General features: G+C 40.7%; 18 protein-coding genes. 14 read left to right on the top strand and 4 right to left on the bottom strand.

Features of this window, described 5'->3' with window-relative positions; all coding sequences use genetic code 11:
* Position 1 precedes the first annotated feature (1 nt).
* The 4 genes from BIZ36_RS03140 to BIZ36_RS03125 all read left to right on the top strand — a co-directional run bounded on the left by BIZ36_RS03140 (position 2) and on the right by BIZ36_RS03125 (position 3,996).
* On the top strand, positions 2-2,017 hold the full coding sequence (locus BIZ36_RS03140) for a fumarate reductase/succinate dehydrogenase flavoprotein subunit (RefSeq protein ID WP_187456411.1): 2,016 nt from the start codon (positions 2-4) through the stop codon (positions 2,015-2,017).
* A gap of 19 nt (positions 2,018-2,036) precedes the next feature.
* The gene (locus BIZ36_RS03135) at positions 2,037-2,783 is read left to right on the top strand and encodes a succinate dehydrogenase/fumarate reductase iron-sulfur subunit (RefSeq protein ID WP_222937213.1); all 747 of its coding nucleotides are present in this window, start codon (positions 2,037-2,039) and stop codon (positions 2,781-2,783) included.
* A 102-nt stretch (positions 2,784-2,885) separates the two neighbouring features.
* Entirely contained in the window at positions 2,886-3,356 is a 471-nt protein-coding gene (locus BIZ36_RS03130) for a very short patch repair endonuclease (protein WP_187456409.1), read from the top strand.
* A gap of 94 nt (positions 3,357-3,450) precedes the next feature.
* Positions 3,451-3,996 (top strand): type 1 glutamine amidotransferase domain-containing protein, encoded by a 546-nt coding sequence (locus tag BIZ36_RS03125; protein WP_187456408.1) that lies wholly within the window; start codon positions 3,451-3,453, stop codon positions 3,994-3,996.
* 367 nt (positions 3,997-4,363) lie between these two features.
* Here BIZ36_RS03125 and BIZ36_RS03120 read toward each other — a convergent pair whose 3' ends face one another.
* Positions 4,364-7,210 (bottom strand): WD40/YVTN/BNR-like repeat-containing protein, encoded by a 2,847-nt coding sequence (locus BIZ36_RS03120; RefSeq protein WP_187456407.1) that lies wholly within the window; start codon positions 7,208-7,210, stop codon positions 4,364-4,366.
* A gap of 373 nt (positions 7,211-7,583) precedes the next feature.
* On the opposite strand from BIZ36_RS03120, the gene BIZ36_RS03115 reads away from it, so the two are divergent.
* From BIZ36_RS03115 to BIZ36_RS03105, 3 genes are read left to right on the top strand one after another with little or no spacing between them, the layout of a single operon-like run.
* Positions 7,584-8,876 carry an aminopeptidase P family protein gene (locus BIZ36_RS03115; RefSeq protein ID WP_187456406.1) on the top strand — a complete coding sequence of 431 codons (1,293 nt, stop codon included), beginning with the start codon at positions 7,584-7,586 and terminating at the stop codon, positions 8,874-8,876.
* Between the two features lie 23 nt (positions 8,877-8,899).
* Positions 8,900-9,670 (top strand): exodeoxyribonuclease III, encoded by a 771-nt coding sequence (locus tag BIZ36_RS03110; protein ID WP_187456405.1) that lies wholly within the window; start codon positions 8,900-8,902, stop codon positions 9,668-9,670.
* A gap of 10 nt (positions 9,671-9,680) precedes the next feature.
* Complete coding sequence (locus BIZ36_RS03105) at positions 9,681-9,854, top strand: hypothetical protein (RefSeq protein ID WP_187456404.1); 174 nt, start codon at positions 9,681-9,683, stop codon at positions 9,852-9,854.
* Here the strand turns inward: BIZ36_RS03105 and BIZ36_RS03100 are convergent.
* Complete coding sequence (locus BIZ36_RS03100; protein WP_222937193.1) at positions 9,851-11,140, bottom strand: branched-chain amino acid transport system II carrier protein; 1,290 nt, start codon at positions 11,138-11,140, stop codon at positions 9,851-9,853. The genes BIZ36_RS03105 and BIZ36_RS03100 overlap by 4 nt on opposite strands.
* A 285-nt stretch (positions 11,141-11,425) precedes the next feature.
* Between BIZ36_RS03100 and BIZ36_RS03095 the strand changes: the two genes are divergently transcribed.
* Positions 11,426-11,644 carry a DUF1660 family phage protein gene (locus BIZ36_RS03095; RefSeq protein WP_187456403.1) on the top strand — a complete coding sequence of 73 codons (219 nt, stop codon included), beginning with the start codon at positions 11,426-11,428 and terminating at the stop codon, positions 11,642-11,644.
* A gap of 176 nt (positions 11,645-11,820) precedes the next feature.
* Here the strand turns inward: BIZ36_RS03095 and thiL are convergent, their stop codons facing one another.
* Positions 11,821-12,870 (bottom strand): thiamine-phosphate kinase, encoded by a 1,050-nt coding sequence (thiL, locus tag BIZ36_RS03090; protein WP_187456402.1) that lies wholly within the window; start codon positions 12,868-12,870, stop codon positions 11,821-11,823.
* A 145-nt stretch (positions 12,871-13,015) separates the two neighbouring features.
* Between thiL and BIZ36_RS03085 the strand changes: the two genes are divergently transcribed.
* From BIZ36_RS03085 to BIZ36_RS03070, 4 genes are read left to right on the top strand one after another with little or no spacing between them, the layout of a single operon-like run.
* Positions 13,016-14,278, top strand: a complete 1,263-nt coding sequence (locus BIZ36_RS03085) for a choice-of-anchor B family protein (protein WP_187456401.1) — start codon at positions 13,016-13,018, stop codon at positions 14,276-14,278.
* Complete coding sequence (locus BIZ36_RS03080; RefSeq protein ID WP_222937191.1) at positions 14,278-15,708, top strand: hypothetical protein; 1,431 nt, start codon at positions 14,278-14,280, stop codon at positions 15,706-15,708. The genes BIZ36_RS03085 and BIZ36_RS03080 overlap by 1 nt, the downstream gene beginning before the upstream one ends.
* A gap of 10 nt (positions 15,709-15,718) precedes the next feature.
* A complete protein-coding gene (locus BIZ36_RS03075; protein WP_187456400.1) occupies positions 15,719-16,489 on the top strand; it encodes an MbnP family protein in 771 nt (256 codons plus the stop codon).
* Positions 16,490-16,508: 19 nt separating this feature from the next.
* Positions 16,509-17,582: a cytochrome-c peroxidase gene (locus tag BIZ36_RS03070; RefSeq protein WP_222937189.1), complete on the top strand. Its 1,074-nt coding sequence runs from the start codon at positions 16,509-16,511 to the stop codon at positions 17,580-17,582.
* Positions 17,583-17,584: 2 nt separating this feature from the next.
* Here the strand turns inward: BIZ36_RS03070 and BIZ36_RS03065 are convergent, their stop codons facing one another.
* Entirely contained in the window at positions 17,585-18,541 is a 957-nt protein-coding gene (locus tag BIZ36_RS03065) for a glycosyl transferase family 90 (protein WP_222937188.1), read from the bottom strand.
* Positions 18,542-18,758: 217 nt separating this feature from the next.
* On the opposite strand from BIZ36_RS03065, the gene BIZ36_RS03060 reads away from it, so the two are divergent.
* Together BIZ36_RS03060 and sufB are read left to right on the top strand one after the other, a co-directional pair.
* On the top strand, positions 18,759-19,088 hold the full coding sequence (locus BIZ36_RS03060) for a HesB/IscA family protein (RefSeq protein WP_187456399.1): 330 nt from the start codon (positions 18,759-18,761) through the stop codon (positions 19,086-19,088).
* A gap of 9 nt (positions 19,089-19,097) precedes the next feature.
* Complete coding sequence (gene sufB / locus BIZ36_RS03055; protein ID WP_187456398.1) at positions 19,098-20,543, top strand: Fe-S cluster assembly protein SufB; 1,446 nt, start codon at positions 19,098-19,100, stop codon at positions 20,541-20,543.
* Positions 20,544-20,598: the final 55 nt, after the last annotated feature.

Below are 20,598 nucleotides of genomic sequence, written 5' to 3'. Positions count from 1 at the left end.
TATGGCAGTATTGGATTCTAAAGTACCTAAAGGTCCACTGAAGGATAAGTGGACAAATCATAAAAATCATATTAACCTAGTTAACCCGGCCAATAAACGTCTTATAGATGTGATTGTGGTGGGTACAGGTCTTGCTGGCGGTTCTGCCTCCGCTACGTTGGCAGAATTGGGCTATAACGTGAAGGCGTTTTGTTATCAGGATTCCCCCAGGAGAGCTCACTCCATTGCTGCTCAAGGTGGGATTAATGCTGCTAAGAACTATCAGGGAGATGGTGACTCCACCTACAGATTGTTTTATGATACTGTAAAGGGGGGTGATTACCGCTCAAGGGAAGCCAATGTTTATCGTTTGGCGGAAGTTTCGGCAAATATTATTGACCAATGTGTGGCGCAAGGGGTACCTTTTGCTCGTGACTACGGTGGTCTTCTGGATAACCGTTCTTTTGGCGGGGTTTTGGTTTCAAGAACGTTCTACGCCAAGGGGCAAACAGGACAGCAATTGTTGCTGGGGGCCTATTCGGCCATGAACAGGCAAATAGCCCGTGGTAAGATTGAAATGTTCAACCGTCATGAAATGCTGGATGTAGTAAAGATTGACGGAAAGGCACGAGGAATTATTGCCCGTAACTTGGTAACCGGTGAAATTGAGCGCCACTCGGCCCACGCCGTAGTGATAGCTTCTGGAGGATATGGAAATGTTTTCTTCCTTTCTACCAACGCCATGGGGTCTAACGTTTCCGCAGGATGGAAAATCCATAAAAAGGGAGCTTTCTTTGCCAATCCTTGTTATACTCAAATACATCCAACCTGTATACCTCGTTCTGGGGATTACCAGTCTAAATTAACCTTAATGTCCGAATCCCTTCGTAATGATGGTCGTATTTGGGTGCCAAAGAATTTAGAAGATGTAAAAGCCATTAGGGAAGGACGTAAGAAACCAACAGATCTTTCTGAAGAAGAAAGAGATTACTACTTGGAGAGACGTTATCCTGCCTTTGGTAACCTTGTACCTAGAGATGTTGCTTCTAGGGCAGCAAAGGAGCGTTGTGATGCCGGTTACGGAGTAAACGCTACCGGGGAGGCGGTTTATTTGGATTTTGCTTCGGCAATTACCCGTTATGGTAAGGAACAGGCAAAAATTCAGAACATCAGTAATCCATCGGCCTCAAAAATATATGATCTAGGTAAAGCAATCGTAGAGGCAAAATATGGTAACCTGTTTCAGATGTACGAGAAAATCGTGGATGAAAATCCGTATGAGACACCAATGATGATTTATCCTGCGGTACACTATACCATGGGTGGCGTGTGGGTAGATTATAATTTGATGACCACCGTACCCGGACTTTATTGTATTGGGGAGGCCAATTTTTCCGATCACGGTGCCAACCGTTTAGGAGCTTCGGCGTTGATGCAAGGACTGGCAGACGGGTATTTTGTATTGCCTTATACGATTGGGGATTATCTGTCAGGAGATATTAGAACTGGTAGAATTTCAACCGAAGGCCCAGAGTTTGAGGAAGCGGAGAAGGAAGTAAAGGAGCGTTTGAGCTTTTTCGTGAACAACAAGGGCGGACACTCCGTGGACTATTACCACAAGAAGTTGGGTAATATCATGTGGGAGAAATGCGGTATGTCCCGAAATGCTCAAGGTCTTAAAGAGGCTATGGCGGAGATTAAAGAATTGCGCGAGGATTTCTGGAAAAATGTTTCCGTTCCCGGTAAAATGGACGAGCTGAATCCAGAATTGGAGAAAGCTGGTAGAGTAGCGGACTTCTTGGAATTAGGAGAATTGTTTGCCAAAGATGCACTTGCTAGAGAGGAATCTTGTGGAGGTCATTTTAGGGAAGAATCCGTTGAGCTGGATGGCGAGCAAAAAGGAGAGGCCAAACGTAATGACGAGGACTTTGCCTTTGTTTCCGCTTGGGAATATACAGGAGAACCTGCCGATGCGGTTTTACACAAAGAAGAATTAGAATTTAACGATATCGAACTGAAACAACGTTCGTACAAATAAAATTAAGGATATGAGCAACATGAATCTTACACTTAAAATTTGGAGGCAAAAAGACTCAAAAAGTAAGGGTAAAATGGTTGATTATAAAGTATCCGATATTTCTGAGCACATGTCTTTCTTGGAAATGATGGATGTTTTAAATGAACAGCTTATAAACAAAGGAGAAGACCCGGTAGCTTTCGATCACGACTGTCGCGAAGGTATCTGTGGTATGTGTTCCATGTTCATTAACGGTGAGGCGCACGGCCCTGATAGGGGCGTGACCACTTGCCAATTGCACATGCGTATGTTCAAGGATGGAGATACCATTACCATAGAACCGTTTAGAGCCAAAGCCTTTCCTGTGATGAAAGATTTGGTGGTAGACAGATCCTCCTTTGATCGTATACAACATGCGGGGGGATACATTTCCGTGAACACTTCCGGAAACACACAAGACGCGAACGCATTGCCAATTGCGAAGGAAGCTGCGGATAAAGCAATGGATGCCGCTACTTGTATTGGATGTGGTGCATGTGTGGCTACCTGTAAAAACGCTTCAGCCATGTTATTTGTTGGAGCCAAGGTTTCCCAATATGCCCTATTGCCTCAAGGACAGGTAGAGGCCACGGAAAGGGTTCAGAATATGGTGAAGCAAATGGATTTGGAAGGTTTTGGTAACTGTACCAACACTGGGGCATGCGAGGTAGAATGTCCAAAAGGCATTTCCTTGGAAACCATTGCACGTATGAACCGTGAGTATCTAACGGCAAGCATAAAAGGATAGCAAACCAAGGGTTGATTCTCTTGAATCAATTTCTTTAGTTAACAGGATAAAATCAGTCCCGTATTTCAATCAATGGAATGCGGGATTTTTTTATTTTGAACTATGTCAAAGAAATATCCTGAAGAACGAATAAAGGTGCCTCGCTTCAATGAGGAGTCCGGTTTTTATACGACACCCAAGCGCTCCAAAATAATGAGTAAGATACGAGGTAAGAATACCAAGCCCGAACTTGCTTTTAGGAGGGCGCTTTATGCTGCGGGCTATCGATACCGGGTAGACTATAAAAAACTGATCGGAAAGCCGGACATCGCCTTAAAAAAATACAAAACCGTCATCTTTATTGATGGGGAATATTGGCACGGGTTCAATTGGGACGAGCGTAAACCCAAGATAAAGACCAATCGGGAATTTTGGATTGCTAAAATTGAAAGGAACATGCAAAGGGATGCTGAGGTAAATGAAGAATTAAATAGACAAGGTTATAAAGTTTTTAGGTTTTGGGAGACCGAAATAAAAAAAGAACTGGATCGGTGCCTAAAAGAAGTATTGGTGCATTTACAGTTGCAGCAATAGAGCAAAGATCCTCTTGTTTACCGTTGATCTATACAGCCTTAGCGGGGTATATTTGTGATGTAATAAATTATTAATCATATAAAACAATATACAAATGAAGAGGATAGCAATTTTAGCTACAAATGGATTTGAAGAAAGTGAACTAAAATCGCCAAAAGAAGCGATGGAAAAAGAAGGATTTAACGTAGAAATCGTAAGTCTGGAAGCAGGAGAGATTAAAGGATGGGCCGATGGTAACTGGTCAAACTCCTACAAAGTTGATAAAACGTTAGATCAGGTTAGTGCGACCGATTATAATGCCTTGATGTTACCAGGTGGTGTAATCAATCCGGATTTACTAAGAAGAAACGAAGACGCTTTAGTATTCGTAAGAGACTTTTTTAAGCAAGAAAAGCCGGTAGCAGCTATTTGCCACGCACCACAAATTTTGATCAGTGCAGATGTGGTAAAAGGAAGAAAGCTAACATCGTTCAATTCTATTAAGGACGATTTAATAAATGCTGGTGCTAATTGGGTAGACCAAGAAGTAGTGGTAGACCAAGGATTTGTAACCAGTAGAAACCCGAACGATTTACCTGCTTTTAACGATAAGTTGATTGAGGAAATTAAGGAAGGTAAGCATGAAGAACAACATGCCTAATTGGAACATTCCAAATCTTAAAAATCCCGGCTCCCCGCCGGGATTTTTTTTGCTCAATATTTTCAACTTCGTTAAAAAAGGATGCCGTTCATCGAAGAAAAAAACCATACCCCTTTTTCACAACAGAGATGGCCTACTTCACAACAAATTTTTAGACAACCCAGATTCTTGCCTTAGTTTTACATTGTATTTAAGTGATAGAGCAATCCCAAATCGCACTTTGAACTTAACCTAATTAGTTTTAACCCCAAATTTAAAACTAGAACCTACAAAAGATTATCCGACCCAAATCGGAACCAAATTAACCTTGTACCTACTTAACAGAAAATGGCCCTTGCAAAAGGGCTTTTTTTATTTCTGGCCAGTGCTATTTGATCTCAAAAGTTGCTTCTGCCTTCTGTTTTTGATGGGAAAGGTGTACTGTATAACCGCCTTTGGGCAAGTAGGTTTTGCCATCTTCGCTCGCCTCTAAGGCCTGCTTTGTTTTCTTTTGATGGTCGGCTTTTCCTTTTTCAGAAAAGGCTAAATCATAGGAGAGGATATTCAACCCTTTATCGGCATGCACTTCCGTTGAGCTAACAGTTGTATTCTGTTCGTTTTTTACGGTAACTATAATTTTGCAATCTTGTTTTGAATAAAAAGAGATGTCAAGGCCAGGTGTGTTGGCCCTTTGCCATGTTCCGGATGCAGTGCCCCACTTATCGGAGTGTTTTAGGGTGTCCAAATCAAAAATAAACAACTCCTTCTCAAGAACTTCTCTGGTAAGTTTTTGTAGATGTTTTATATCGGCCAAATAGATGCTTCGTCCATGGGTACCCACCAAAAGATGCTTTTCCTTAGATTGAATGACCAGATCGTGAATGGCCACTGATGGTAACCCCTTTTTTAAGGCTTCCCAAGATGATCCTTGATCTAAAGAGGCATAAAGTCCGTTATCGGTACCTACAAAAAGCAGGTGTTCATTCTCTGGATCCTCTACGAATGCATTAATTGGTGAACTGGGAATAGTTGCCGAAATATCCGTCCAATTCTGGCCATAATCATCACTTTTAAATAGGTAGGTGGTAAAGTCATCCCAGCGATAGCCGTTCAAGGCCAGGTAAACCCTTTCCTTTTTGTGTTTGGATGCAACAATCCTGCTAACCCATAAATTCTTGGGAAAAGTAGTTGATATTAGTTCCCAATGATGTCCGCCATCTTTACTAATGTGCACTAATCCATCATCACTTCCGGTATATAACAAACCAAATTGTAAAGGAGATTCTGAAATCGTTGTCAGGGTGCCATACGCTACATTGCCCCTTTTACCTCCTTGTGTTAAATCCATTGATATGGCCTCCCAATCATCTCCTTGGTTCATGGACCTATGTAGTTTATTGCTACCTAAGTAGAGAATATCTTGATTGTGTTCCGAAAGTAAAATAGGGGTTTGCCAATTAAAGCGATAAGGGGCTTCGCCCAATTCATGTTTTGGCTGTATATATTTTCTAGAGTTATCTGCTCTATTGATTCGATAGTAATTGCCAAATTGATAGCCGGTATAGAGAATATTTGAATTTCTTTTGTCAATTTCAATCTGCATTCCATCCCCACCCATCAGTGATTTCCAAGGATATTCGCCCATTTGATGCCATTCTACATCTTCCTTGGAATTATAGGGCCCTGCCCATACACCATTGTCCTGTAAGCCTCCATAGACGAGATATGGTTGCTGATTGTCCACATTGATAGCATAAAATTGGCCTACCTTGGGAGAATTGTTCTTGATCCAGTGTTCACCATCATCGTACGAAATATTAACACCACCATCATTTCCATTGATCAAATGCCCCGGTTTATTTGGGTTGACCCATAGGGCCTGATGATCGGCGTGAACGTTTTCCTTACTTATAGATACAAATGTAGCACCGCCATCGGAGGATTTAAGCAGTGGCACGCCGCCTATGTAAATCTTGTCACTGTCGCTGCTATCTACTCTTATTTCCCCAAAGTAATAACCATAGCTATAATAAAAATCGTCTATGTAGTCTTGGTTCTGTTTTTCCCATGTAAGTCCGCCATCTATACTTTTGTATACCTCAGCACCAATCACAGGAGTATCAAAAAGCATGGAATTTGCGTTTTCCAAGTATTTGGTAATATCCGCGGGTTGGGAAACACCGCTGCGAATCATTTGCTTTACATTTTCAGCTCTATATTTTTCTTGAAAGCCATTCTTTTTTAGAAAGGAATTCAACTTTTTGTCATCCAGCTTCAAAAATTCTTCCACACCCATTTGCTCAAAATCGCTAGGAGCCAAACCGTTATTGGAATCCTTCTCCGTTACTTTTTCCCTATGTCCTTGATTGTCCAAAAGGGTATATATGGTATGTTGGTCGTAAACCGCTAGACCAATTCTACCCACCTGGTCACCAGTAGGAAAACCGCTTCCTTCAACGGAAAGCTTTTTCCAATTTTGACCGCCATCAGTACTTTTATAGATTCCAGAATGGGGCCCATTGCCCAAAAAATCCCATGCCTTTCTGTCCTTTTCCCAAGCGGCCGCATAAATGACATTAAAATTGTTTGGGGTGGATGCCAAGTCAATAATTCCGGTATCCTTATTAATGAATAAGGTCTGCTGCCATGTTTTTCCACCATCGCTGGTCTTATAAATGCCACGTTGCTCATTGCTGGAATATAAATGGCCTGTTACACCAACAATGACCTCGTTCTCGTTTTCTGGGTTGATCAAAATATGTCCAATATGGTGGGAGTCCTCTAAACCTACATGGTGCCAGGTGCGGCCAAAATCCGAGGACTTTAAAATTCCTATACCTGCGTAAGATGATCTAGAAGCATTATTTTCACCTGTCCCGACCCAAATAGTTTTGCTAGGCCAGTGTACCGCTATATCACCCATGTTTTGTGTGGGAGTTTTATCCATTAGAGGGGTAAAGGAAGTGCCGTTGTTTTGGGTATGCCATAGTCCCCCAGAAGCGTAGGCCACTAGAAATTCGGTTGGGTCTTTGGGGTTTACATCTAGATCTACTACCCTTCCGCTCATAATACTAGGACCAATATTCTTTAAGGGAATATTTTTGAGCAAGCTCTGTTCTTCCATCTCTAATTTGGCTTCCACCGATTTTTTTAGATGGTTTGAGCTAGTAGGAAATGGCTGTGCCTGAGCGGCTAGAATAGAAGCAAAAAACAGCAATTGAAGTAAGGTCTTCATAAGATTCAGTCTATCAGAAATTTAGGAATAGATGGCTTACATCTAACTCCTTCAAAGCTTAAAAATAAACGGAAGGGCTTTGTACAACAACTTAATATTTTGTTAATTTAGGCCTAACTAAGAAAAACTACCTCAAACTAGAAGAATAACATAACCAACTTTAATTGAGGGAGAGGCCTAGAAATAGGCCTCTTTTTTTATGCTTTTTTGTTACTCGTCACAATGTAAATTAAGCTAACGATGTTCTTTGTTCTTTTCTTAAATCACTACTTTTGAAAAAAGTGAATAGGAAGAAAGAAACAAGCTGTTATTAGTTATGAAATTCCCTTTTGAAAGATTCTTTCTACTGTATTAAATCAAAATAAAAATCTCTATGAAATACGAACAAATAAGCAATTCCTTGTTCATCAAAAACCGTAGCAAATTCATGGCCCAAATGAAGCCAAAAAGTATTGCGGTTTTTAATTCCAATGATATTTATCCTATTGGGGCAGATAGCGTTATGCCCTTTGAGCAACATAGGGATTTGTTCTATCTCTCAGGAGCCGATCAGGAGGAAACCCGTTTGCTGCTTTTTCCTGATGCGATGAATAAAAAACATAGGGAAATTCTGTTTGTGAGAGAGACCAATCCGCATATAGCTGTTTGGGAAGGAGAAAAATTGACTAAGGAGAAAGCTACCGAAGTTTCAGGAATTGAAACGGTTTATTGGCTTCAGGATTTTGAAAAGGTTTTCTTTGATTTGATGACAGAGGCGGAAACTATTTACTTCAATACCAATGAACACTATAGGCAAGCAGTTGAAACCCAAACTAGGGAAGATCGTTTTATCTTGGAATGCAAACAAAAGTTTCCGGCCCATCAGGTAGCAAAAAGCAATCCAATACTCCAAAAAATTCGCGGTATAAAGGAGCCTGAGGAAATAGAGTTGATGCAGACGGCCTGTAATATTACCGAAAAAGGGTTTAGGAGAGTGCTGGAATTTGTAGAACCCGGGGTTTGGGAATATGAGATAGAAGCAGAACTATTGCATCAGTTCGTGCGCAACCGTTCCAAAGGATTTGCGTATCCGCCCATAATTGCTGCCGGGAATAATGCCAATGTCTTGCACTACTTGGAAAATAACAAACGTTGTCTTGACGGTCAAATGATTTTGATGGACACAGCGGCCGAATATGCCAACTATTCCAGCGACCTTACAAGGACTATTCCGGTAAACGGTAGATTTACCCCTAGACAAAAGCAGGTATATGAAGCTGTTTTAAGAGTAAAGAACGAGGCAACCAAAATGTTGGTGCCGGGTACCGTTTGGGCAGAATACCACGTAGAATGTGGTAAATTAATGACTTCAGAATTATTGGGTCTTGGTCTTTTGGACAAAGCCGATGTTCAAAATGAGGATAAAAACTGGCCTGCCTATAAAAAGTACTTTATGCATGGCACGAGCCATCATATTGGTCTTAACACCCATGATTACGGGGAACTCAAATTGCCAATGGCGGCCAATATGGTATTTACCGTAGAACCAGGAATCTATATTCCTGAAGAAAAAATGGGAGTTCGTTTAGAAGATGACGTAGTTATTAAAGAAAACGGAGAACCTTTTAATCTTATGGCCAATATTCCTATAGAGGTAGAGGAGATTGAAGAATTAATGAACAAATAGTTTTTGAAACAAAATCAACTATAATGAAGATAGTTTCTTGGAACGTAAATGGCATAAGGGCTTCCGTAAAGAAAGGTTTTGAGGAGGTAGTTTCCAATTTTGATGCGGATATTTTCTGTATTCAGGAGACTAAAGCACAGGACGATCAGGTGTCCGAAGCTTTAAAGGCAGTAACGGAGTATGAGCTTTACAGCAATAGTGCTGAAAGAAAGGGTTATTCCGGTACTGGTATTCTTTCCAAACAACCGCCACTTATGGTTCAGCCTAATATAGGTGTAGAGGAGCACGATTTGGAAGGTAGGGTTTGTTGCGCAGAATATGACTCTTTCTATTTAGTCAACGTGTATGTACCTAATAGTGGTAATGGGCTTAAAAGATTGGATTACAGAGCTATATGGGATAAGGACTTTACCCAGTATCTTTTAGAGCTTCAAAAAAAGAAACCCATTATAGTAACGGGCGATTTTAATGTGGCCCATACCGCAAATGACCTGGCAAATCCAAAAAGTAATTACAATAAGACTTCGGGATTTACCCAAGTGGAAATTGACGGATTTGAGTATATGCTGAAAACCCTGAATCTGGTAGATAGTTTTAGAACCCTTCATCCGGATACGTTCGATAAATATACTTTTTGGAGTATGCGTGGTGGTGCCCGTTCCCGAAACGTGGGCTGGCGGATCGATTATTTTTTGGTGAGCGAAAATCTTTGGCCCAAGGTAAAATCGGCTGAAATCCATGATCAGGTCTTGGGAAGCGATCATTGCCCAATTAGCCTCGAAATAGATATTTAATTTCCTTTGTATGTTGGCTCTTCAAGATGTTTCGGAAATACAAAAAAAGATGGAAGAAGCACCTGACAGTTCCTATGAAATTGGAGTGGTTATTGGAACTTACTTACCTTTTTTGGTTTTGCTGGTTGTGGCCTACCTATTCTACTATTATTCTAAGAAGAAAGGGACGGACAGCCTTAATTAACTTTTAGGTAGATTGCTCAAAAAATTACTTAATAGAAAAACCACTACTGCGGGTAACACCCATCCCAAACTATAGGTACTTAATGGAATGTAACCTTGTAAGCTGATCAAAGATTCTTTTAAGCCTAAACTTCCAAGGAAATCCGGTATACTAAAAAGTATAGTGGTTATTACCACGGCCCTAAATACTATGGGGGACGCATACCTGTCCGGCACAACATTCAGTAATATCAGAACAATGGTAATGGGGTATATGAACATGAGCGCCGGTAAGGCAACGGCAATAATATAGGCCACATTAAATTGCCCCATTAAAACTCCTAAGACGCATCCAAAAAATGCTGTTACTTTATAAACGAATGTTGAATCCGTAAACCTTGATTGAAGAAAATCCGATGTACCGGTAACAATTCCAACTGCAGTAGTAAAACAGGCCAAACTCACTAAAATGCTTAAAGATAGTTGACCAAAGCTTCCCAAGGTCTTTAAACTTATGCCATTTAACAGCGCTGTCCGAGTAACCGAAGATTCAAATGAACCATGCATGATGGCACCAGTAAAAATGAGACCCGCGTATAATAGGAAAAGACCCAAGCCTGCCAAAAAACCTGCCCTCCTGATGAGGAGTTTCTTTTCTTCATAAGGGGCATCTTTCTTCTGTAGGCTAACGGAAATAATTACAACAGCACCCACTACTACCGCTCCAATAGCGTCAAAAGTTTGATATCCCTCCAAAATACCTTCTGAAAACGGACTTCCCAAAGCAACATCACCAAAATTAAACTCTAGACCAAAGGAGGCAATACCAATGATTCCCAGTAGGATTATGATGATGGCAGGAGTGAGGGCCTTACCTAGAATATTCAATAGTTTGGACCTATTGATCACAAAAATAAATACCAACGAAAAATAAATCACACTTGTTACCCAAGATGGGGTGTTGAAAATGGGGGCAATGGCCATTTCATGTGTTACCGAGGCTGTTCTTGGCGAAGGTAGACTAACGGAAATAGCGTAAATCAAAAATGAGTAGGCCAAGCTAAATGATGACGATACTTTCTTGCCAAAGTCGAATATGGTGCCTTGTAATTTGGCATGTGCCAAAATACCAAGCATTGGTACCAATACTGCCGACACACAGAAACCTATGGTAACTAACCACCAGGCACTTCCCGAGTTAAACCCAAGAAGTGGGGGCAAAATGAGGTTGCCCGCTCCAAAAAATAGGGAAAATAAGGCAAAGGCAGTTACAAGCGTTTCCTTGGTTGAAATTTTAAGTTCCATCATATAGTATAATGAAGCAAATATACTATGGAATGTTGATGATAAATATCTGAGTTTAATTTCATGGGCGAAGCATACGTTTTGTCGGAAAAACCTTTCCGAATCCCTGTTATTTGTGTAGTTCATCGAAAATGTGATGAAACTTAAATAATATATCCAATAAAAAAAGAAGTGAGGCCGTTGTTGATAGAAAGTGTTTTAAACCACTTTGTATATCGACCAAATTTTTGACCAAAAGCACCAAGCGGTTACCCCAAAGACCACTGATGCGTTTTTAAACCTACAACCATGAAAAAAATTTTTTGCAGCCTATTTGGGCACCACTACGCGGTTTCAAAAGAAGTGACATTGCACATTAAAGAATATAAATGCATTCATTGTGGAAAAGAGGTAACAACAGATGTAAGTGGCAATTTGTCCAATCTAACCCCGGAGCTTCAAGATATCAATAAAACATTGGAAAATATATTCCAGAAGAGACATAGGGCAGCAAAACATGCAGCCTAACCTGAACTTGATTCAGCGTTAACTATGCTTTGGCACCCAAATCCTGAGCTCTAGGGTTTCAGGATTTTAACTTATTCCCGAAAAATAGTAGCAACCTCGTTCTCCACTGTCGTTCGCCCCACAACAGTATGTTAGGCTTGCCTTTTCGGGAATTTTTTTATTTAGTACCTTTTGGTTTATTCTTCCTTAAAAGAATTCCATCCCTGAGCGCTAATAGGAATTTTAGTGTTCGCCCTTGTAATTAAATGATTGCCTTCCTTTTCTTCGGTCATATGACCAATAACCGTTAAATGCGGGTTGCCCTTAATTTTTTCAAAATCTTTTTGGTCAATGGTGAATAGCAATTCGTAGTCTTCACCCCCGCTGAGAGCTACCATAGTACTGTCCATTTTAAATTCCTCACAGGCAGAAATTACCGTAGGATCTAAGGGAATTTTATCCTCAAAAAGATTGCAACCAACCTTGCTACTTTTACTCAAATGTAAGATCTCAGAAGAAAGTCCATCGCTTATATCGATCATAGAAGTAGGTTGAACCTCTAGCTTTTCCAATAACTCGACCACATCTTTTCTAGCCTCAGGTTTTAACTGTCTTTCTACTATATAGGTGTAAGGGGAAAGGTCTGGCTGATTATTGGGATTTACCTTAAAGACTTCCTTTTCCCGCTCTAAAACTTGTAGTCCAAGATAGGCTCCTCCTAAATCACCGCTTACTACCAAAAGGTCATTGGGCTTTGCACCCGATCGGTAGGCGATTTTGTGGTCTTGGACTTGACCTAGAGCGGTAACGCTTATGAGCATGCCTTTTGTTGAGGAAGTAGTATCCCCTCCCACTAAATCTACATTGTAAAGCTTACAGGCCAAGTCGATACCGGAATAAAGCTCTTCCAAGGCTTCCAAAGGAAAACGGTTGCTCACAGCTATGGAAACGGTTATTTGGGTGGCCATGGCGTTCATGGCGTAAACATCGGAAAGATTTACCATTACGGCCTTATAACCCAAATGCTTTAAGGGCATATAGCTCAAATCAAAATGAACACCCTCCACCAACATGTCGGTAGTTAGGACGGTTTTTTCATCCGTGTAGTCCAAAACAGCGGCATCATCGCCAATACCTACTTTGGAAGAAGAATGGCTTAGGTTAAAATTTTCCGTCAAGTGTTCTATAAGTCCAAACTCCCCAAGATTATCCAAGGAAGTTCTCTTTTGTTCTTTATCTTCTAGCATGCCACAAAAGTACAGTTAATTTATATTGTACAAACCAATTGTAGTTTTAGGAATAATTATTGTGGGTATCCATTGGACTACAATTGGTTATAATTTTATAGATTGTTTTGGGCTAAGTAATATCTTTATTAAAAATTAAGATGGCATGAAAAGAATAGCTGCACTTTTTCTTTTGGTCTTTTCTCTGGTTTTCCAAACAGGTTGTTCCAGCAATGATACTATAGATGGTGTGTTCCCTGACGAAATGATGGATGGGGAAGTACCTACTCCAAATCAGCAAGAGGAAGGTTTCGCACCCTGCGAGAATGGTATGGCCGGTATATATCCCTGTAACGGCTATGATTTATTGGGTAAAGTTTCGATGGAGGTATTTGATGCCTCTTTTGGTAATGATGTCTGGGGTTGGACCGATTCTGAAACCGGCAAGGAATATGCAATAATGGGGCTTGATAACGGAACGGCCTTTGTTGATGTTTCAGATGCGGACAATCTCCTTTATTTGGGCAAATTGCCCACGGCTACGGAATCTAGTACATGGAGGGATATAAAAGTGTATGCAAACCATGCGTTTATAGTTTCGGAAGCAACCGCACATGGGATGCAGGTATTTGACCTTACCAAATTGAGGGAAGTTAACAACCCTCCTGTAGTATTTGAATCCGATGCACGGTACACCGGTTTTGGCAATGCCCACAATATTGTAATCAATGAAGACAGTGGCTTTGCCTATCCAGTGGGTACGGCCCGTAATGATATCTATTTGGGCGGTGCCCATTTTATTGATGTATCTGATCCCAAAAACCCTATTGGTTCCGGTGGTTACAGTGAAAGTGGATATTGTCATGATGCACAAGTGGTCACCTATCAAGGGCCAGATTCCGATTATATTGGCAAGGAAATTTTCATAGGAGCAAATGAGGATGAAGTGGTCATAGCAGATTTTACGGATAAAAACACTCCTTTTGAAATTAGCACCATTCAATATTCCAACACCAGGTATACCCATCAAGGCTGGTTTACTGAAGATCAGCGTTACTTCATACTTGGAGATGAACTGGATGAACAAACTTTTGGGTTTCCTACCAGAACCTTGGTTTTTGATTTATTGGATTTGGATAATCCCGTGTTGCACACTAGTTATACCGGTCCCACAGACGCTATTGACCACAACGGTTATGTGAAAGGAGACAGCTTTTTTCTTGCAAATTATACCGCGGGATTACGGGTTTTGGATATATCGGGTATTGGAGAAGAATCCATGGTAGAAACAGGTTTCTTTGATACCTATCCAACCAATAATTCTGCTAGCTTCAATGGGGTCTGGAGTACATACCCTTATTTCGAAAGCAACAAAATTTTGATCAGTGATATAAATTCGGGGTTGTTCGTTGTTGCTAAAAGTGATTGATGCCTAATAAAGTTCTTTTCCGATATAATGACCTCTTTTCAAGAATCTGCCAAGGTACGTTCGGCTTGATTGGATTCCTAATTTTCATCCTTATGCTCTTGGCTTCCTGTTCGTCAGATGAAGGAAATGCTACTGGGTCGAACTCAAATCCACTGCCAAAGCCCGAACCGGAACCCACCACTCAGCGTACGGTGAATGTGGATTCTTACGGGGGTAGTTTAAATGAGAATTTAAAATCAATTGTAGGCACCCAAGATGGAGGGTTTGCGGTTTTGGGTTATGTGCAAAGTAATGATGGTGATATAGATAACAAGGAAACCACAGATTTTGATTATTGGTTGCTAAAGTTCAATTCCCTTAGTGAGTTACAGTGGCAAAAATCCTATGGAGGTAGTCTAAATGATCGGGGAAACGAAATTATACAATCCAAAGACGGGGGATTCTTATTATTGGGATTTAGTGAAAGTGCGGATGGGGACGCTAGTTCAAATGCTGGTTCTTTAGACTATTGGCTTTTAAAAACAGATGCTGATGGCAACTTGCAGTGGCAGAAATCCTATGGATTTAAAGGTAGGGATGAAGGTATTTCTGTTATAGAAACTCAGGACGGTGGTTATATGTTAGTGGGAGTGTTGGATGTTACCGCTTCTGAAGGGCAGGGGATCAGTACCGCAAAAAATCATGCAGGAGGTGATTATTGGGCCGTAAAATTGGATGCGCTGGGAGAATTGCAATGGAGTAATTATTATGGTGGAACTTTTACGGATACCGCCAATGCAGTCATAGAATTGGAAGAGGGTGGTTTTTTAATAGCCGGTTCATCCGATAGTTTTGATGTGGATATTTCATCCAATAGAGGTACCTATGATTTTTGGGTGGTTCGTATTTCTGAAATCGGCGAATTAATTTGGGAGAAAAATTACGGAGGTAGTGAAATAGACGAGCCGCATGCGATAGTGGCAGCTAAGGACGGTAACTATTTGATTGTAGGCGATACCCGTAGCAGCGATCAACAGGTGACTAGCAATAAAGGGGCCGCAGATGTTTGGGCCGTACAAATTACTTTGGAAGGTGATTTGATATGGGAACGCACCTATGGTGGTAGTGGTTTTGATGCGGCCAGGAGTGTTTCAAAGACTAATGAAGAAGGATTTCTAATTACCGGAAGTTCCAGAAGTGCCGATGGGGATTTGCAAGCGAACAAAGGACAAAACGATGCATGGATAATTCAAATTGATGATGTTGGTGATGTGGTATGGCAAGAAAGTATAGGAGGTTCCCAAATAGATGTTGCTTATGATGTTACGCAATTACAGAATGGAAATGTTGTGGTAGTGGGGGAGTCCGCCAGCAATGACGGCGATATTGATGTTAATAAAGGATTTACGGACGCCCTCTTAATCACTATAAGGGAGGAGGTTATAGATTAATAATTCAGAGATGAGAAAATTTATTTTATACTGCACATTGGGCTGTTTGTTGATGTTTGGTTGCAGTAATGATGAAGATTTAATAGATGAAGAGGCCAACGTTTCAGTATCCCTTAAAATGCAACATAGTTGGGACGGTGAAACAATTGCCATGACAGATTTAAATACCATTAAGTATGAAAATGCAAATGGGGAAAAAATGAGTATAGAACGGCTTCGGTATTTGATTAGTGATGTCACTCTCGAAAAGCAAGATGGAACTATTGTTGAATTGAAGGATTATTATCTGGTAGATATAACCAAGGAGGAAACATTGGTTATTGAAATATCCGATAGTATTCCTCCCGATACCTATAATAATATTTCTTTCACTTTTGGATTTGACAATGAAGATAATCTTTCGGGTATTTATCCAGATTTGAACACTGCTCTGTGGAACGTGCCCGAAATGTTGGGTGGCGGTTATCATTTTATGCAATTGGAAGGTAAGTTTATCAATGAAAGTCAGGTGGAAACAGGATATCAATACCATGCTATAAAAGCGGTGGATAATTCTGGGGATGAACCCGTATTTCAGGATACGTTTTTTACAGTCAATCTTGGGCCTGTTACTATAAGGGGGCAAGAAGAACTGAAGCTATCCATGGATGTTTCTGAATGGTTTAAAAATCCGGTTCAATGGAATTTAAACGAATTACACTCCATGATGATGCCAAATTTTGATGCCCAGGTGATGATGTTCCATAACGGCCAGAATGTATTCTCATTAGTTGAGGATTGAACGGTATAATACTATTTTTTTGAAAAGGATAATTTGCTACATAGGAGTTTTGGCTGCATTGGCTTGCTCTAAGGACCAGGTGGAGCCTGAAGAAGAATATGTGGTATATGAGCCAACTCCTGTATCTTTGGATATTCCAGAGTTTTTTAGCAACGCCATTTTGGACCCGGTTATCCCGCCAAACAACCCACTTACAAAGGAGGGGATAGCTTTGGGAAAAAAGCTATTCTTTGACCCCTTGCTTTCGGTTGACCAATCCATATCCTGTGCAGATTGTCATATGCCCATAAACGCCTTTACGGATAAAGAAACTTTTAGTGAGGGAGTAGCAGGGGCAAAGGGAACGCGTAATTCCATGCCGTTGTTCAATCTTGCTTGGAACTATGACGAGCGTTTTTTTTGGGATGGTTCGGCCTTTGGTTTGGAGCGTCAAGTCTTTCATCCGGTTACGGACATTAAGGAGATGGGCAACACTTGGGAAAGGGTTGTGAACGATTTGGCGGCGTCTAAAGAATATCCGGTATTGTTTCAGAAAGCGTTTGGTGAAGAAGGAATAGACAGTATAAAGGTTTCTCGTGCCATTGCACAATTTGAGCGTACCTTGATTTCTTCCAATTCCAAGTTTGATCAAAGTCTAAGGGGAGAAATAGAATTGACCCAAGAGGAGGAAAACGGTCTGGCCGTTTTTTTAGATGAAACTAGGGGAGACTGCTTTCATTGCCATGGCAATCCAAACAACCCCTTATGGACCGATAATATTTTCCATAACAATGGTTTGGATAGTGCCTTTGTAGATGTAGGATTAGGTAAAGTTTCAGGTGATCCCGCCGATAATGGTAAATTTAAAACACCTTCCCTTAGAAATCTGGCCTTTACAGCACCTTACATGCATGATGGAAGATTTGAAACGTTGAAGGAAGTAATAGATTTTTATAGCGAAGGGCTTCAACCTTCGGAGACAATTGACCCATTGATGAAAAAAGTAGCTCAAGGAGGTGTTCAGCTCACGGAAAATGATAAGCAGGATTTAATCGCATTTTTACTGACCCTTTCCGATCAGCAATTTATTGCCAACCCCGATTTTACACCATAGAATTAGGATTTAAAACGCAGATAGTCTTCTTGGCCCGAAAGTTGGGCGTATTTTTCAAGCACTAAAAAGCACAGTAGGTCTTCAAGTTTTCTGTCCTTGAACTGGGCAATATGTTGGTGGGCGTTCTTGATAATCTCTTTGGACTCTTCTACATTTTCAGAAAAGTAAGTTATTTTTTCTTCCATATCCGAAAAATCATCTTTCACCTCCACATAGTGAATTCCGGCTCTTAAAGTACCTTCCATAAACCAAGTTTCACAAGTAGGTTTTGGCATAATGCAAAGGGAATTGGAGCTCATGGCCCATTTGAGATTGGTAGCCACATCATAGCCTTCAATGCAAGCAATAAACTGATGGTCTAATTGGGACGGAATGTCCATAAAACCCTTATGAAATGGAAGGTCATTTTGTTTAGGAGTGATTAGTCCCACATCAAAGAGGGGGTTGTTCCAAAATTTCTCCACAAAATCCCTGCGTTGCTTTTGGTGGGCCCTGCCGCGCCACACTGCCTTTTTGTTCTTTTTTTCAAAAGGAATAGCATCTTTTACCCACTTAAAATGTCTCCGCTTATTAAGTTTAAAAAGAACGGAATTTTCGTTTTCAACCCCTAGCATACGTGCCTTAAAAAGCGTAGGATAAGGATTTATGTGCAACTCGTCACCAAAATGATAGGCAAATTTCACATGGGGCTTAAAGTAATGTAAGAACTCCTTTAAATCCAAATAATAACCGGTTCCCTTCGTTTTTTTAAAGTCCTTTACCGCCACGGCCGCTTCCGGAATTTGAAAATCCTTGTTTCCCTTTAGATAGTAATCTACCCTTCTTTGAAGAATATATGGGTCAATAGTTTTTTTATATTCCAGCAATTTTTTAAAGTACCACCTAAAATAGGGGCTGGGTAGTGCATTCCTTCCAAAATTTTTGGCATAATAAAAAGCGTTGATGTCCTCTAAACCCATAAAATAAAAGAATCGAGTTTGGCTATTAAAGATTGAAAAAGAATACGAATTCTAATCAAAGGTAGGGATTAATGTAATAGGGGATTACCTTGTTTTGGGATGTATTAGTGCGATAGAATTCAACTATGGATAGATTCGTTATAATAATGTTAGTTCTTATGGTTAAACCCTACTAATGACGTATATTTGTGGACTATTTAGTTAAAAGAAACATGCGATGATACAGGTATCTGAGTCGGCTAGAAAAAAGGTGAAAGACCTTATGTCTGAAGGAGGATTTGACGCCACCACGGACTACGTGCGCGTTGGTGTGAAAAGTGGAGGCTGTAGCGGACTTTCTTACGAGCTTGATTTTGATAAGCAGGTAAACGAGACCGATAAGGTTTTTGAAGATAACGATGTGCGCATCATTGTAGACAAAAAGAGCTTTCTCTATTTAGTAGGTACCACTTTGGAATATTCCGGTGGGCTAAACGGAAAGGGGTTTGTTTTCAATAACCCTAATGCACAACGTACCTGCGGCTGCGGGGAAAGTTTTTCACTCTAAAACAACACTATGGCATATACTGAGGAAGAGTTAAAAAAAGAACTCGAGACCAAGGAGTATGAATACGGATTTTATACTGATATAGAATCTGATACCCTTCCCGTTGGTCTTAACGAGGAAATTATCATAGCGATTTCCAAAAAGAAGGAAGAACCGGATTGGATGACCGCTTGGCGTTTGGAGGCCTTCAAACATTGGAAGGAAATGGAAGAGCCCGATTGGGCGAACGTTCACTACAAAAAGCCGGATTTTCAAGCAATTTCTTACTATTCGGCACCAAATAAGAAGCCTAAATACAACAGTTTGGATGAGGTAGATCCGGAATTATTGGAAACCTTTAAGAAACTAGGTATTTCGGTAGATGAACAAAAGAAATTGGCCGGTGTAGCGGTTGATATCGTAATGGATTCGGTATCCGTAGCTACTACTTTCAAAAAGACCTTGGCCGAAAAAGGAATTATTTTTTGTTCTATTTCCGAAGCTATCCAAGAACATCCGGAATTGGTCAAGAAGTATATCGGTACCGTGGTGCCCCAGCGCGATAATTTTTACGCAGCGTTGAATTCAGCCGTATTTTCAGACGGGTCGTTCTGTTATATACCAAAAGGTGTAAGGTGTCCCATGGAACTTTCAACTTATTTCAGGATCAATCAAGCCGGTACCGGTCAGTTTGAGCGGACGCTGGTTATCGCGGACGAGGGAAGCTACGTGAGTTATTTAGAAGGGTGTACCGCGCCTTCTAGGGATGAAAACCAATTGCACGCAGCAGTGGTGGAGCTGATTGCGCTTGATGATGCCGAAATAAAATACTCAACGGTACAGAACTGGTTCCCTGGGGATAAAGAGGGTAAAGGTGGAGTTTTCAATTTTGTGACCAAAAGAGGTCTATGCGAGAAAAACGCCAAGATTTCTTGGACCCAGGTAGAAACAGGTTCCGCGGTTACATGGAAATATCCATCCTGTGTGCTTAAAGGAGATAACTCTATTGGGGAGTTCTATTCCATTGCTGTAACCAATAATTTTCAACAGGCAGATACGGGAACTAAAATGGTGCATTTGGGAAAAAATACCCGTAGTACCATTATCTCAAAAGGTATTTCCGCAGGTAAATCGCAAAATAGTTATCGTGGATTGGTTCAGGTGAACAGCCGGGCAGAAAACGCTCGTAATTTTTCACAATGCGACTCCCTTTTAATGGGTAATGAATGTGGTGCACATACCTTCCCTTATATAGAGGCAAAAAATAAATCGGCTCAAATAGAACATGAGGCCACCACAAGTAAAATTGGGGAAGACCAAATTTTCTACTGTAACCAGAGAGGTATTGACACGGAAAAGGCCATAGCACTTATCGTCAATGGCTTTAGTAAGGAAGTATTAAACAAATTACCAATGGAATTTGCCGTAGAAGCTCAAAAATTATTGGAAATAAGCCTAGAAGGTTCCGTAGGATAAAAATTAAATGGGTGCGGTAATCTAGAAGCCCGCATGAAGAAGTTAAGATAAAGAT

Source organism: Cytophaga sp. FL35, from assembly GCF_014349235.1.
Classification (GTDB): domain Bacteria; phylum Bacteroidota; class Bacteroidia; order Flavobacteriales; family Flavobacteriaceae; genus Euzebyella.
Note: the sequence above shows the minus strand (reverse complement) of the source record. Positions and strands in the feature narration are given on the sequence as shown.

Excerpts from the sequence above, each read along its gene's own strand:
- BIZ36_RS03140 (WP_187456411.1), top strand. The coding sequence starts at position 2 with ATGGCAGTATTGGATTCTAAAGTACCTAAAGGTCCACTGAAGGATAAG.
- BIZ36_RS03135 (WP_222937213.1), top strand. The coding sequence starts at position 2,037 with ATGAATCTTACACTTAAAATTTGGAGGCAAAAAGACTCAAAAAGTAAG.
- BIZ36_RS03130 (WP_187456409.1), top strand. The coding sequence starts at position 2,886 with ATGTCAAAGAAATATCCTGAAGAACGAATAAAGGTGCCTCGCTTCAAT.
- BIZ36_RS03125 (WP_187456408.1), top strand. The coding sequence starts at position 3,451 with ATGAAGAGGATAGCAATTTTAGCTACAAATGGATTTGAAGAAAGTGAA.
- BIZ36_RS03120 (WP_187456407.1), bottom strand. The coding sequence starts at position 7,210 with ATGAAGACCTTACTTCAATTGCTGTTTTTTGCTTCTATTCTAGCCGCT.
- BIZ36_RS03115 (WP_187456406.1), top strand. The coding sequence starts at position 7,584 with ATGAAATACGAACAAATAAGCAATTCCTTGTTCATCAAAAACCGTAGC.
- BIZ36_RS03110 (WP_187456405.1), top strand. The coding sequence starts at position 8,900 with ATGAAGATAGTTTCTTGGAACGTAAATGGCATAAGGGCTTCCGTAAAG.
- BIZ36_RS03105 (WP_187456404.1), top strand. The coding sequence starts at position 9,681 with ATGTTGGCTCTTCAAGATGTTTCGGAAATACAAAAAAAGATGGAAGAA.
- BIZ36_RS03100 (WP_222937193.1), bottom strand. The coding sequence starts at position 11,140 with ATGATGGAACTTAAAATTTCAACCAAGGAAACGCTTGTAACTGCCTTT.
- BIZ36_RS03095 (WP_187456403.1), top strand. The coding sequence starts at position 11,426 with ATGAAAAAAATTTTTTGCAGCCTATTTGGGCACCACTACGCGGTTTCA.
- thiL (WP_187456402.1), bottom strand. The coding sequence starts at position 12,870 with ATGCTAGAAGATAAAGAACAAAAGAGAACTTCCTTGGATAATCTTGGG.
- BIZ36_RS03085 (WP_187456401.1), top strand. The coding sequence starts at position 13,016 with ATGAAAAGAATAGCTGCACTTTTTCTTTTGGTCTTTTCTCTGGTTTTC.
- BIZ36_RS03080 (WP_222937191.1), top strand. The coding sequence starts at position 14,278 with ATGCCTAATAAAGTTCTTTTCCGATATAATGACCTCTTTTCAAGAATC.
- BIZ36_RS03075 (WP_187456400.1), top strand. The coding sequence starts at position 15,719 with ATGAGAAAATTTATTTTATACTGCACATTGGGCTGTTTGTTGATGTTT.
- BIZ36_RS03065 (WP_222937188.1), bottom strand. The coding sequence starts at position 18,541 with ATGGGTTTAGAGGACATCAACGCTTTTTATTATGCCAAAAATTTTGGA.
- BIZ36_RS03060 (WP_187456399.1), top strand. The coding sequence starts at position 18,759 with ATGATACAGGTATCTGAGTCGGCTAGAAAAAAGGTGAAAGACCTTATG.
- sufB (WP_187456398.1), top strand. The coding sequence starts at position 19,098 with ATGGCATATACTGAGGAAGAGTTAAAAAAAGAACTCGAGACCAAGGAG.